The organism is Sphingomonas rhizophila (assembly GCF_014396585.1).
In the GTDB taxonomy this organism is placed as follows: domain Bacteria; phylum Pseudomonadota; class Alphaproteobacteria; order Sphingomonadales; family Sphingomonadaceae; genus Sphingomicrobium; species Sphingomicrobium rhizophilum.
The window spans coordinates 2,081,426-2,094,868 of the sequence record NZ_CP060717.1; the positions used below are offsets into that span (position 1 = coordinate 2,081,426).

At 66.8% G+C, this 13,443-nt stretch carries 13 protein-coding genes, 1 tRNA gene and 1 pseudogene; 14 read left to right on the top strand and 1 reads right to left on the bottom strand.

Features of this window, described 5'->3' with window-relative positions; all coding sequences use genetic code 11:
• The first annotated feature begins 14 nt into the window (after window positions 1-14).
• Window positions 15-461: a transcription antitermination factor NusB gene (gene nusB / locus H9L12_RS10625; protein WP_187541712.1), complete on the top strand. Its 447-nt coding sequence runs from the start codon at window positions 15-17 to the stop codon at window positions 459-461.
• Here nusB and H9L12_RS10630 read toward each other — a convergent pair.
• The gene (locus tag H9L12_RS10630; protein ID WP_187541713.1) at window positions 458-1,417 is read right to left on the bottom strand and encodes an alpha/beta hydrolase; all 960 of its coding nucleotides are present in this window, start codon (window positions 1,415-1,417) and stop codon (window positions 458-460) included. The two genes, nusB and H9L12_RS10630, sit on opposite strands and share 4 nt — an antisense overlap.
• A gap of 61 nt (window positions 1,418-1,478) precedes the next feature.
• Between H9L12_RS10630 and thiL the strand changes: the two are divergent.
• From thiL to thrC, 13 genes and pseudogenes are all read left to right on the top strand, one after another.
• Window positions 1,479-2,419, top strand: a pseudogene (gene thiL / locus H9L12_RS14510) (thiamine-phosphate kinase).
• Window positions 2,420-2,603: 184 nt separating this feature from the next.
• Entirely contained in the window at window positions 2,604-4,706 is a 2,103-nt protein-coding gene (locus H9L12_RS10640) for a sodium-translocating pyrophosphatase (protein ID WP_187541714.1), read from the top strand.
• A 117-nt stretch (window positions 4,707-4,823) separates the two neighbouring features.
• Window positions 4,824-6,764, top strand: a complete 1,941-nt coding sequence (locus tag H9L12_RS10645) for a S9 family peptidase (RefSeq protein WP_187541715.1) — start codon at window positions 4,824-4,826, stop codon at window positions 6,762-6,764.
• A 97-nt stretch (window positions 6,765-6,861) separates the two neighbouring features.
• Window positions 6,862-7,128: a translation initiation factor IF-1 gene (gene infA, locus H9L12_RS10650; RefSeq protein ID WP_187541716.1), complete on the top strand. Its 267-nt coding sequence runs from the start codon at window positions 6,862-6,864 to the stop codon at window positions 7,126-7,128.
• 39 nt (window positions 7,129-7,167) lie between these two features.
• Window positions 7,168-7,740, top strand: coding sequence for a Maf family protein (locus tag H9L12_RS10655; RefSeq protein ID WP_187543263.1), 573 nt, complete (start codon window positions 7,168-7,170; stop codon window positions 7,738-7,740).
• A gap of 37 nt (window positions 7,741-7,777) precedes the next feature.
• Window positions 7,778-8,119, top strand: coding sequence for a hypothetical protein (locus tag H9L12_RS10660; RefSeq protein WP_187541717.1), 342 nt, complete (start codon window positions 7,778-7,780; stop codon window positions 8,117-8,119).
• Window positions 8,120-8,139: 20 nt separating this feature from the next.
• On the top strand, window positions 8,140-8,658 hold the full coding sequence (locus H9L12_RS10665) for a hypothetical protein (protein WP_187541718.1): 519 nt from the start codon (window positions 8,140-8,142) through the stop codon (window positions 8,656-8,658).
• Window positions 8,648-8,827 (top strand): DNA gyrase inhibitor YacG, encoded by a 180-nt coding sequence (locus H9L12_RS10670; RefSeq protein ID WP_187541719.1) that lies wholly within the window; start codon window positions 8,648-8,650, stop codon window positions 8,825-8,827. Before H9L12_RS10665 ends, H9L12_RS10670 begins: the two co-directional genes overlap by 11 nt.
• A gap of 41 nt (window positions 8,828-8,868) precedes the next feature.
• Window positions 8,869-8,944: transfer RNA gene (locus H9L12_RS10675), tRNA-Phe, on the top strand.
• A gap of 474 nt (window positions 8,945-9,418) precedes the next feature.
• Window positions 9,419-10,861: an amino acid kinase family protein gene (locus H9L12_RS10680; RefSeq protein ID WP_187541720.1), complete on the top strand. Its 1,443-nt coding sequence runs from the start codon at window positions 9,419-9,421 to the stop codon at window positions 10,859-10,861.
• Window positions 10,795-11,019, top strand: a complete 225-nt coding sequence (locus tag H9L12_RS13970) for a hypothetical protein (RefSeq protein WP_281399814.1) — start codon at window positions 10,795-10,797, stop codon at window positions 11,017-11,019. Before H9L12_RS10680 ends, H9L12_RS13970 begins: the two co-directional genes overlap by 67 nt.
• Window positions 11,016-11,969: a homoserine kinase gene (locus tag H9L12_RS10690; protein WP_223177119.1), complete on the top strand. Its 954-nt coding sequence runs from the start codon at window positions 11,016-11,018 to the stop codon at window positions 11,967-11,969. The genes H9L12_RS13970 and H9L12_RS10690 overlap by 4 nt, the downstream gene beginning before the upstream one ends.
• Window positions 11,966-13,243, top strand: a complete 1,278-nt coding sequence (thrC, locus tag H9L12_RS10695) for a threonine synthase (protein ID WP_187541722.1) — start codon at window positions 11,966-11,968, stop codon at window positions 13,241-13,243. The genes H9L12_RS10690 and thrC overlap by 4 nt, the downstream gene beginning before the upstream one ends.
• Window positions 13,244-13,443: the final 200 nt, after the last annotated feature.

The following is a 13,443-nucleotide window of genomic DNA, read 5'->3' on the forward strand; positions in this document are numbered from 1 at the left end:
TAGAGGCCCGCGCCATGGCCCAACGTTCGCAATCGCGCTCCGCCGCCCGGCTCGCCGCCGTGCAGGCGCTTTACCAGCAGGACATGGAAGGCACGCCGACCGCGCGCCTGATCCATGAATTCCACGATCATCGCCTTGGCGCGACGATCGAGGACGTGACCTATGCCGACGCTGAGGAGAGCTTCTTTGACGACCTCGTGTCCGGCGCGTCGGCGCGGCGCGCGGAGATCGACGCGCTGATCGCCGGCAAGCTCGCCGAGGGCTGGTCGCTCGAGCGATTGGACAAGCCGATGAAGGCGATCCTTCGCGTCGGCACCTACGAGCTGATCGCCCGCAAGGACGTGCCCACCGCGACCACGATCAACGAATATCTCGACGTCGCCGAGGCCTTTTACGACAAGCGCGAGAAGGGCTTCGTCAACGGCCTGCTCGACGCCATAGCCAAGGACGCCCGGAGCTAGGGATCGCGCCTGTCGAGGAAGGCCAGCGGGATGTCGACCCGCTGTCGCCACGCGGTTTCGTTATGCTCGGTTCCGGCGTAGGTGCGGAACTCGAAGCTTGGCCCATCCTTCCATCCGGCCGCGCGGAGCATCGGCACGACCGCGTCCGAATAAGGCCCGTAGCTGCCGTCGAGGGTGCCCGACCCGTGATCGATGTAGAGGTGATTGACGCCGGGCCGCATCCGCGACGTCTTGAGATATTGCCGGAACGCCGCCGCCGCCGCCTTGGCCGCGACCTTGTGATCGATCGATTTGCTGGTCGGATCCGCCAGCGCCAAATGCATCGACACGCACGCCGCCTGACCGAACACCTCGGGATATTCGGCCATTGCGTAGAATGACATCAGCCCACCCATCGAGCTGCCCATCACGGCAGTGTTGGCCTGGCCACGCAGCGTCCGGAAGTTGCGATCGACCCGCGCCTTGACGGTGTTGACCAGGAAATCGAGATAGGCTGCGCTGGTGAAGGGCAGCCGTTCCTTCCCCTCCAGCGTCTCGACCCGCTCGCGGAAGTCGGCGGGGAGCAGCGGCAGCATCTTGGCCGGGAACAGGCCATGGTAACGCGCCTTGGGGCTTTGCACCCCGACTACGATCCACGAGCGAAGGTCGCCGCGCCGGACCATGCGCGGGATCGCCTCGTCCATCCCCCATTCCTGGTCGTATCCAGTGAGCGCCCGGTCGAACAAATTCTGTCCGTCGTGCATATAAAGAACTGGATAGCGGACGGCCTTGTTGGTGTCATAACCAGGGGGCAGCCAAACCCACACGGTCATCTTGCCCGCCGCGCCGCCGTCGAGTGCGGGCCAGGCGACGATCCGTCCCTCGCTGATCTTCGGGATCATGTGGGTCGGGTTATCGGTGGTCGCCAGCGCAGGTGCGGCGAACGTCAATGCAAGGGCGGCGAGCAGGACTTTCATTCGGCGGTCTTCCCGGGTCTATAAGCTGCCCCATGTTGTGCCGTCCCCGGTCCGAATTGCAATGAGCAGCGAGTTGGCCTTCATCGAGCGGCTTCGCGCCATCGCCACCGATCCCGCGGCACGCGGCCTCGACGACGACGCGGCGCTGCTCGACGGCATGGTCATCACCCACGACATGATCGCGGAAGGCGTCCATTTCCTGCCCACCGACCCCCCGGCGTCGGTGGGGTGGAAGCTTCTTGCGGTCAATCTGAGCGACCTCGCCGCCAAGGGCGCGAGGCCTCGCGCCGCCCTGATGGGCGCTTCGCTGTCGGGCGACGACCAGTGGGACGACGCCTTCCTGTCCGGCGTCGCCGCCGCCTGCGAAAGCTATGGCGTGGCGCTGATTGGTGGCGACACCATCGCCATGCCCGAGGGTTCCCGCGGGTCTTCGGGCTGACTGCGATCGGCTCCGCGGCCGCCCGCACGCCAGCCCGGTCGGGCGGGAGAGTTGGCGACATGCTGTGGATCGGCGGGTCGTTGGGCGATGCCGCCGCCGGCCTTGCCCAGCTACAGGCCGACGAGAAGGCGGAAGGGCCGCTGGTCGAGGCCTATCGCCGCCCAGTGCCGCTGCTCGCCGCGGGACAAGTTCTGGCCGAGCAGGCCACCGCGATGATGGACGTATCGGACGGGCTATTGATCGACCTTGCCCGCCTGTGCGCCGCCAGCGGCTGCGGCGCGGCGGTCAACCTCGACGCGCTGCCTTTGTCGGACGCCTTCGTCGCGGCGCGCGGCGGCGGGCGGGAGGCGCGCCTGTTCGCGGCCACCGGCGGCGATGATTACGCGTTGCTGCTGTCCCTGCCGGACGGCATCGATCCGTCGTCAAGACTTCGTTTACCGGATGGCTTCATCCTGCGCCCGATTGGAACGCTGACCGGCGAACCGGGCATGACCCTGTCCGACCACGCCGGGATCGTGCCGTTGCCGGAGCGCTTAGGGTATGAACATCATCGTCGCACTTAGCCCGCGCCAATGGCTGATCGCGATGCTCGGCCTCGCGTCCGGAATGGCGACCGCGCTCCTGATTCACTAGGCTTTTCCAAGGCGCTTGCCTCGCGCCGAAACCCCGTTACACCTTCGCCCCTGCTTCCAGCGGCGGCCAGTCTTGGCCATAGAAGCCGCAGAACCAAACGGGGGAAATGCTTCAATGAACCTGGTCCTTATCGCCATCGCGTGCGGCGTCGTCGCGCTGCTCTATGGCATCCTTACCAGCCAGCAGGTGCTTCGCGCGTCGGCCGGCAACGCGCGCATGATGGAGGTCGCCTCGGCCATCCAGGAAGGCGCCTCGGCCTACCTGCGCCGTCAGTACACCACGATCACGATTGTCGGCGTGATCGTCGCGGCAATCGTCTTCCTGTTCCTAGGCGCCCTGTCCGCCGGCGGATTCGTGCTCGGCGCGGTCCTGTCGGGCGCGACCGGCTTCGTCGGCATGAACATCTCGGTCCGCGCCAACGTGCGCACAGCGCAAGCCGCCAGTGAGGGGCTGCAACAGGGCCTGACCATGGCGTTCCGCGCCGGCGCCATCACCGGCATGCTGGTCGCCGGCCTGGCGCTGCTCGCGATCGCGGTGTTCTTCTGGTATTTGATCGGCCCGGCCGGACATGCCCCCAACGACCGCATCGTCATCGACGCGCTGGTCGCGCTAGCGTTCGGCGCTTCGCTGATCTCCATCTTCGCCCGTCTTGGCGGCGGCATCTTCACCAAGGCCGCCGACGTCGGCGCCGACCTGGTCGGCAAGGTCGAGGCCGGGATCCCCGAAGACGACCCCCGCAACCCCGCCGTCATCGCCGACAACGTCGGTGACAATGTCGGCGACTGCGCGGGCATGGCCGCCGACCTGTTCGAAACCTATGTCGTCACCGTCGGTGCGACGATGGTCCTCACCGCGCTGCTGGTGAAAGGCGCCGGCGACGGCCTGCTCGCGCTGATGGCGCTTCCGCTGCTGATCGGCGGCGTATGCGTCCTGACCTCGATCCTGGGCACCTACTTCGTCCGCCTGGGCAAGGGAACCAGCATCATGGGCGCGATGTACAAGGGCTTCGGCGTCACCGCGGTGGCCTCTGCGGTCCTGATCTTCTTCGCCACCCAATACGCCCTTGGCGATCTCAACGCGTCGATCACCGCCGGCGGGGCGACCTTCACCGGCATGAGCCTGTACTGGTGCATGCTGATCGGTCTGGTCATCACCGGGCTGATCATCTGGATCACCGAATATTACACCGGCACCAACTACCGCCCGGTCCGCTCCATCGCCAAGGCGTCGGAAACCGGTCATGGCACCAACGTCATCCAGGGCCTGGCGATCAGCCTGGAATCGACCGCGATGCCGACGCTCGTCATCTGCGCCGGCATCATCGTCACCTACATGCTCGCCGGCCTGATGGGCATCGCCTTCGCGGCGACGTCGATGCTGGCGCTGGCCGGCATGGTCGTCGCGCTCGACGCCTACGGCCCGGTTACCGACAACGCCGGCGGCATCGCCGAAATGTCGGGGTTGGACGACAGCGTCCGTGAAAAGACCGATGCGCTCGACGCGGTGGGCAACACCACCAAGGCGGTGACCAAGGGCTATGCGATCGGTTCGGCCGGCCTTGCCGCGCTCGTCCTGTTCGCCGCCTTCACCACCGACCTCGAGGAGTTCTTCCCGAACCTCGACGTCGATTTCAGCCTGAAGAGCCCGTATGTCATCGTCGGCCTGCTGCTCGGCGCCCTGCTGCCGTACCTGTTCGGTGCGCTCGGCATGACGGCCGTCGGCCGCGCGGCCGGCGACGTCGTCAAGGACGTCCGCGAACAGTTCGCGACCAACAAGGGGATCATGGACGGTTCTTCGAAGCCGAACTACGCCCGCACGGTCGACCTGGTCACCCGCGCCGCGATCAAGGAAATGATCATCCCGTCGCTGCTGCCGGTGCTGGCGCCGATCCTGGTCTACTTCGTGATCAATGCGGTGGCCGGCCAGGCCGAAGCGTTCGCGGCGCTTGGCGCTCTGCTCCTCGGCGTCATCGTCGGCGGCCTGTTCGTCGCCATCTCGATGACTTCGGGCGGCGGCGCGTGGGACAATGCCAAGAAGTACATCGAAGACGGGAACCATGGCGGCAAGGGCAGCGAAGCCCACAAGGCCGCGGTGACCGGTGACACGGTCGGCGATCCGTACAAGGACACCGCCGGTCCGGCCGTCAACCCGATGATCAAGATCACGAACATCGTGGCCTTGCTGCTGTTGGCGGCGCTGGCGCACAGCGCGGTCTAACGATCGATACAATCGTCCTGTGAGGGGGCGAGGCCGCGTGCCTCGCCCCCTTTTCTTTTGTGGAAGCAATGCTAAGCTGCTGATTGCTCGGGAGTATTCGAGGGTATTGGGGGATACATGAAATTTCGCTTCTTGACGCGCGCCGTCGCTGCTTCGCTGGCCTGCGCGTCCTTCGGCCTTGGCGACAATGGCATCGCCGCGACGCCCGCTGCCGCACCGCTGACGGCGGAGGCGTTTGCGCAGCTGGCGGCCTTGAGCTCGCCGAAACTGTCCCCAGACGGCACCAAGCTGGCCGCCAAAGTCGCGCGTAACGGCGAATATTACCTGATGATCGTCCCGTTGACGGGCGGGACCCCGGCACTGGTGCCGACCAGCGGAAACGACCTTGTCAGCTGGAATTGGGTCAACAACGACTGGCTGCTGGTCAAGGTCGGCGCGGAAGTGCCGTTCGGGATCGGACAGGAAGCCTATGCGCGGCGCGCGCTCGGCGTCAGCGCCGACGGGCAGAAAATCCTGCCGCTGCTCAAGAACATGAAGGACATCGGCCAGGAAGGCGCCGACATTGTCTGGATCGCGCGCGACGGCACGCCGCGCGTACGGCTGGGCGTCCAGCGGTCGATCTACATCAGCGAGCCCAAATTCTACCCGGAGGTTTACGAAGTCGACGTGTCGACCGGGCGGAGCAAGCTGGTCCTGGGCAGCCGCGAAGGCATCTTCACATGGTATGGCGACGCGGACGGCAACGTCCGCATGGGTACCGGGCGCATGGGCATCCGGACCGGCGGCCCCCGCGCCATCTATCGCGAACGGGATTCGGAACAGTTCCGTGACCTTGCGGTCACCGACGGAAAGGACAGCGCGCCGACCCCCGTCCTGTTCCTGCCCGACGGCAAGACCCTGACCATCGAACAGGATGAGAAGGGCTTCGATTCGGTCTTCGAATATGATCCGCGAGCCCAGAAGCTTGGACGAAAACTCTATTCGTCCGCCGGCTACGACGTCGGCGGAATCATCCCGACGCCAGATGGGCGCGGGGTTGCCGGATATTATGTCGGCGACAGCGAGGACGGCGTGAAGTGGGTCGATCCGACGATGCTGGCGCTCACCAAAGAAGTGAATTCGATGGTCAAGGGGGCGACCGGGACAATCCTTTCGACGAGCAAGGACCTGTCAAAGGCGGTCGTCGACTTTTCGGCGGCCGACACACCTGGCGCGGTCTTCCTGTACGACCGGACCGACAAGTCGATGCGGCGCCTCGGCCTCGGCAACAGTGCGATCGGGATGGCCAAGCTCAATCCCGTGCGGACCATCCGTTATGCGGCGCGCGACGGCCTGTCGATCGAGGCGGTGCTGACCCTGCCCAAGGGCAAGTCGACCAACCTGCCGCTGATCGTCCTTCCGCACGGCGGCCCCTATTCCCACGACACGGTATCGTGGGACTGGATCACGCAGTTCCTCGCGCAGAAGGGCTATGCGGTGGTCCAGCCGAATTATCGCGGCTCATCGGGCTATGGCGAAGCCTTCACCGACAAGGGCAAGGGCGAGTGGGGCCTGAAGATGCAGGACGACTTGAACGATGCCATCACCCATCTTGCCAAGACGGGCGTGGCGGATCCCAAGCGGGTGTGCATGGTCGGCGGCTCCTACGGCGGTTACGCCGCGATGCGCGCCGCCGAGCGCGACGGAAATCTCTATCGCTGCGCCGTCAGCTATGCCGGTGTCAGCAACCTGACGTCGATGGCGCGCCGCGCCGACCGCTCGTTGTGGGGTCCGCGCACGGCGGCCTGGTTGAAGGAACAGGCGCCGGACCTGGCGGCCGTGTCGCCGATCAACCGGCCCGAGAAATTCTCGATCCCCATCCTCATCATGCACGGCGCGAAGGATCAGCGGGTGCCCGTCGACCAAAGCCGGTCGATGGCCTCCAAGCTGAAGGCGTCGGGACGAAGCGTGATCTATATCGAGCAGCCGCTCGCCGACCATTTCTTCTCCCGCTCGGAGGATCGCCTCCAATTCCTGAAGGCGATGGAGAGCTTTCTGGCGCAGCATAATCCGGCCTGACCGCACGGCGGGGGCGGCCGCGTGGCCGCCCCTCCTTCCCTTTCCGGCGTTGCGCCGCTAAAGGAGCGCGGCTTTGCTTCAGCGGAACAGGATTTGAATGGCCAAGGAAGAACTTCTCGAGATGCGCGGACGGGTGGTCGAACTGCTGCCCAATGCCATGTTCCGCGTCGAACTGGAGAATGGCCACGAAGTGCTGGGCCACACTGCCGGCAAGATGCGGAAGAACCGCATCCGCGTCCTGACCGGCGACGAAGTGCTGGTCGAATTGACGCCCTACGACCTGACCAAGGGGCGCATCACCTATCGCTTCATGCCCGGACGCGGGGTCCCCCGGGCGCGGCTTGACCGTGCCCGGCAACAGTGACCGCGCCCCCGGCTTGAGCGCTTGGCCGCGACTGATACCGTGCGGCTGATCCTCGCCTCCGCAAGCCCGCGTCGTCTCGACCTGCTGGAACGCATCGGTGTCATTCCCGACGCCGTCGACCCCGCCGACCTGAACGAGGACGTCCTTCCCGGCGAGCTGCCGAGGGTCCACGCCGTGCGCCTAGCTGAGGAAAAAGCGGCGCTGGTCGCTGCACGACACCCCGACGAGCTGGTCCTTGCAGCCGACACGGTCGTCGCCGTCGGCCGGCGGATCCTTCCCAAGGTTGAGGACGAAGCGACGCTTCGCACCTGCATGAAGCTGCTCTCCGGTCGCCGCCATCGCGTCTTGACCGGTGTCGCGCTGGCCGCGGATGGGGCGCCCGTCCGAACGCGCCTGGTAGAGACGATGATTGCGATGAAGCGGCTGAGCGCGGAGGAGATCGACTTCTACGCCGGTCATGGCGAATGGCGCGGCAAGGCGGGCGGCTACGCGCTGCAGGGCTATGGCGAAGTTTTCGTCCGCCACATTGCCGGCAGCTATTCCAACGTCGTCGGCCTGCCGCTCGCGGAAACCCGCCTGATGTTGAAGGCGGCCGGCTACGACATTGCCTGACTGGCGGCGGGAACATGGCATCGGCGAGGATCGCCTGGTGCGCGTCGTCGACGGGGAGATCGTCGAAGCCCGGATCGAAATAGAAGGCGCCCCGCGCGCCGGCGCGGTTGTTCCGGCAAGACTGAAGCAGGTCCGCCCTCAGGCCCTCGCCGAGACTGATGACTGGACGTTCCTACTGCCGGCGGGCGCGGCCGGAAAAAGCGAGGGCGCCGCAATCTTCATCGAGGTTACGCGCGAACCGATCCCCGGCGCCGAACCGTGGAAGCGGCCGCTTGGCCGAATCGTCGACGGCCCCGCCGCGGCGCCCTTGGAGGACGCTGGCACGATAGCGTTCCCCTCCCCGACGACCCGCTTGAGTCGGCCGGCTGGTCCGACCTGATCGAGGAAGCGAGAAGTGGGGTGGTCGAATTCGTCGGCGGGCAATTGCGGGTATCGGTGACACCGGCGATGACACTGATCGACGTCGATGGGACCCTGCCGCCCGACCGGCTGGCCCGGGCAGCCGCGACGGCCGCGGCGCGCACAATCCGTCGGCACGCGATCGGCGGTTCGATCGGCATCGATTTCCCGACGGTGGAGGGCAGGGCGCTGCGCACCGCGATCGGAGAATCGATCGATGCCGGCTTGGCAAAGCCGTTCGAGCGCACCGCGATCAACGGGTTCGGCTTCATGCAGATCGTCAGGCCGCGGCGGCACGCAAGCCTGTTCGAGCTGGCAGCCGATCGCGGCGCCTTCGAAGCCCGCGCCCTGGTCCGCCGCGCCGCGCGCTGCGTCGGCGATGTGACGATCACGGCGCATCCGGCGGTGATTGCGGCCATCAAGCCCGGATGGCGCGACGCCCTGTCCGCGCAGGTCGGCGGCGCGGTCGACTTGCGGGCAGACCCGGCGCTTCCCATGTCCGCCGGCCATGCCCAGTAGAACGAAACCCTGTCCCCTGTGCGGCAAGCCGCCGGCCACGGAACATGCGCCGTTCTGCGGTCGCGGCTGCAAGGACCGGGACCTGCTGAAATGGCTCGACGAAGGCTATCGCGTTCCCGGGCCGGCGATCGAGTCAGACGGGCTGGACAGCGGAGAGACCGACCGCTAGAGCGCGCTTCGCTTCCGCCGGGCGTCCGTCCCGCGCTGTGGGCCTAGGTAGCTCAGTTGGTAGAGCATGCGACTGAAAATCGCAGTGTCGGCGGTTCGATCCCGTCCCTAGGCACCATTCTTCGGTCATCGACACCGCGCCCGCTCAATCTTTAGGCCAACCGTCAATTTCGGCGGGTTGACCCTTTTGTTGCAGCGCGGCATGTTTGGTGTCCCATGTGCAACGATGAGAACCTGCAATCCGCGTTCCTGACCGCCCGTCTCGGCGGCGGCTCGACCATGGGCATGTTCATGACCATGATGACAACCACGGCATCCCCGGGGACGGTGGCTGATAACGGTCTGACAAACCAGGTTTCACCAACCCGCTCTCCGGCCAGGCGAGCGGGTTTTTTTGTGCCCGACGATTTCACACCTCAACCAAAGACAGGCGCGCGATGAACCATTCCTCCCCAAGTCCCGATGCGAAATCCGCCACGCCGCCGCTCTGCGTCCTGAAGTTTGGAAGCTCCGTGCTCGAGGACGACAGCGGTTATCCGGCGGTGGCCCTCGAGATCTATCGCCACGTTCGCGGGGGGAGAAGGTTGTCGCCGTGGTCTCGGCGCTGGCCGGACAGACGGACGCCCTGCTGGCGCAGGCCAGCCGGGTCGGCGGGAACAGTGCGCCCGCGGCACTTATTGCCCGCGTCGCCCGGGTTGGCGAGCTCCGTTCCGCCGCCTTGCTCGCCCTTGCGCTCCACCGCATCGGGCTTCGCGCCTGCAGCCTCGATCCTCACGAAATGGGTCTGGTGGCTGAGGGAGACCCGCTCGATTCCGATCTGGTCGACGTCAACGCTCCGGAAATCTGGAAACATCTTGCCGCGCATGATGTGGTTGTCGTTCCGGGGTTCATCGCCACCCATGCCGATCATGGTGTCGTGACGCTCGGCCGCGGCGGTACCGATCTGAGCGCCGTGTTCTTCGCCGCCAGCCTTCAGGCGCACCGCGTTCGGCTGATCAAGGATGTCGACGGCGTCTATGCCGAGGACCCGGCGAGCAATCCCAAGGCCCCGCGCTACGCCGAACTGTCATACGCCGGCGCAGAAAAGGCGAGTAGCGGGTTGATCCAGGTCAAGGCGATCCACGCTGCCGAGGCCGACAATGTGGAGATCGAGGTAGCAAGCCTCGGCTCGTCCGGAGCGACCCGGATCGCACGGACGGAACCGCGCTTCGCGCCGTCCGCCGTGTCCCGGCCGCTTCGCGTCTCGCTGCTCGGCCATGGTTGCGTCGGGGCAGGCGTCCTGGAATATCTGCTTGCGAATCCGGGCCGGTTCGAGGTCGGACCGGTGCTGGTTCGCGATCCTGCCGCTCACTGCGCCAATGCGATGTTTTCCAGCGACGTCGACGAGGTGCTGGCCTTCGATGCCGACATCCTGGTCGAAACGATTGGTGGCGCCGACGCCCCGGTCGAGGCGATGCGCGCGGCGCTTCTCGGCGGAGCGGAGGTCGTGACCGCCAACAAGGCGGCGCTGGCCCGGCACTGGGATTCGCTCCGCGCCTCGGCGCGTCGCGGTGGCGGCGGCTTGCGGTTCTCCGCCGCGGTCGGAGGAAGCGTCCCGGTGATCGAGGCGCTCCGCCGGATCGGCGGGATCGGCGCGATCGAAGGTGTCACGAACGGCACCTGCAACTTCGTCCTGTGCCGCATGGCGGAGGGTTGGACCTTCGCGGACGCGCTCGCGGAGGCGCAAGCCCAGGGTTTCGCCGAGGCCGACCCTTCCGCCGATCTCGACGGACACGATGCGGCCGACAAGCTGTCGATTCTGATGCGCGAAGCCTTCGGAACGGCGGTGCCGCCGTCGGCGATCGCGAAGCAGTCGCTGCGCGACCTCGCGCTTGACGCCGCGACCGAGGCTTCGGCCGCCGGCCGGGTTCTTCGCCAGGTGGCGCGATGTGACCGCCGCCCGATGGCAGCGTCGTGGCCGATGTTCGCGTGGTCGCGCTGCCGCTCGACCATCCGCTGGCCGCGGTTCGCGATGAAGAAAACCGGTTCCTTGTGACCGACGAAGCAGGCAGGGTGCACGACCTGTACGGCAAGGGAGCGGGCCGGTGGCCAACCGCAGCGGCGGTGTTCGCGGATGTGATGGACGCGCAGCGGGCGCTGCTGGCGCGGAGCCCGCGGGCGCCGCAGGAGCAGCGAATGCGGCTGATCGCATGATTCCGCTTCGCGCCGCAGCCCGTGCCCCGGCCAGCATCGGCAACATCGGCGTCGGTTTCGACATTCTTGGCCAGGCTTTTGCCGCCGCCCACGATGTCGTCATCGCCGAGCGGCAGGAGGCTCCCGGCGTCCGCCTGGGATCGGTCAGCGGCCTGGTCGACTCACTGCCCGGGGCCGTCGAAGCCAATACCGCGCTCGCCGCCGCCCACGCCTTGCTTCAAGCGACAATGAATCCCTTCGGCGTCCGCCTGTCGATCGAAAAGGGCGTGCCCCTGTCGGCCGGCCTGGGCGGGTCGGCGGCCTCCGCGGTGGCCGCCGTTGCAGCGGTCAACGCCCTGCTGCCCGTCCCCTACGCCACAGCTGAGCTGCTACCGTTCGCGCTGGAGGGCGAACGTGTCGCGTCCGATCCGCCCCCCTGGGACAATGTCATCGCCAGCCTGCTCGGCGGTATCGTTCTGTGCGCGCGTGAAGCACCCCCGCTGGTCCAGCGGCTGCCCGCCCCGGCAGGGGTGGTCGCGGTCCTGTTCCATCCCGACCGGAAGACCGAGACCCGAATGGCCCGCTCGATTCTGTCGGCGGAGGTGCCGATGGCGACGGCGGTCGAACACGGCCGCCGGGTGGCTGCGTTCGTGGCCGGCTGCTCCACCGGCGACGTCGCCCTGCTTCGCGCCGGGCTCCAGGACGTGCTGGTGGAGCCGCAGCGCGAGCATCTCCTTCCTGCGTTGCGGTCGGTGAAGGCTGCGGCGTCGACCGCGGGTGCCCTCGGTTGCTCCTTCTCGGGCTCCGGCCCGTCGGTGTTCGCCTGGGCGCTCGCCCAGGACGCCGATGAAGTCGAGCGGGCAATGGCGAGGGCGTTTCGCGACGCAGGTGTCGACGCCCACGCCTATCGCGCACCGGTCCCGTCCGACGGAGTATCTCTGATCCCGGTCGAGGAAGCGCTGTCGTCATGAACTTCGTTAGCACTCGCGGCGGCGCGAATCCGGTCAGCCTGAGCGACGCGATCCGCCGCGGGGCCGCACCCGATGGCGGGCTGTATTGTCCAACGGCCATCCCGCGGTGCGATGTCGCCAGCGCGGCGGGGCTAGCCCTGCCGGATTTTGCGGCGCGGTTCCTGGCACCCTACTTTGCCGGCGACCGGCTGGAACCGTTGCTCGGCGAAATCTGCGCGGAATCGCTCGCGATCGATACGCCCCTCGCGTCGCCGGATCCGCACCAGGCCGGGCTGTTCGCGCTCGAACTGTTCCATGGCCCGACCGGGGCCTTCAAGGATTTCGGCGCGCGTTTCCTAATGGCCTGTTACGACCGGCGCGCCGATGGCGATGAGCCGCTGAGCGTGCTGGCGGCAACCTCTGGCGATACCGGTGGGGCGGTCGGTTGCGCGGCAGAGGGACGGGGCGGCCTGTCGACCGTCATCCTTTATCCCGAGGGTCGCGTTTCCCCCTTCCAGGAGCGGCAACTGACCTGCTGGAGCGCGCCGGTGCGGGCGCTTCGGGTCGCTGGGGATTTCGACGACTGCCAGCGTCTGGTCAAGGCGGCCTTCGCCAACGAAGCGCTGACGGCGAAGCATGGACTGACGTCGGCCAACTCGATCAACCTCGGCCGTTTGCTTCCGCAGGCGGCCTACCTCGCCCACGCCGTGCACCGACTTCATGCCCGGACCGGGGTCGAGCCCGGGCTCGTCATCCCCACCGGCAATCTGGGCCACGGCTTCGCCGCGCTGCTCGCCAGGGCCAGCGGAGCGCCTTTAGGCCCGCTGGTCCTCGCCACCAACGCCAATCGGACGCTGACGGAGTGGGACCGGACGGGAGAATATCGCCCGCGCCCTTCGCTCGCGACGATTGCCAACGCCATGGATGTCGGCGCGCCGAGCAATTTCGAGCGGCTGATCGACCTGCCCGCCGACCTTCGCGCCCTTCGCGTCGACCACGTCGAAGACGAGACCATTCGCGCCCGCATCGTCGGTGATTTCGAGCGCAGCGGCTATCTCTGGTGTCCGCACTCGGCGGTCGCCGCGGAAACTTACGCCCGATTGAGCGATGCGGAGCGCGCCGGACGGCCATGGATTATCGCCGCCACCGCCCACCCCTACAAATTTTCCGACGTGATCGAACCGTTGATTGGTCAATCGATCGCCCCGCCGCCGGCTTTGGCGGCCATCCTTGAGCGCCCGACGGAATCCCGTCGCATCGACGCGAGCCTTCAATCGCTGTCGGCGGCGCTATGACTTGTGACCGTTCGGCACCAGTTAGGATCCCCCAATCTTGCCGCGCCGCACAATTATCTTGCCAAGCCGTTCGAATCCCATAGTTTGGACGACGATGAACGCGACCTACCTTCGTCGATTTAGCCTCTTTACGGGCCGGTACGCCTATCAGGCGTGCCGGACATGGACCGTTTCCTCCCGTTAAGATAGCGCTCTGCCCG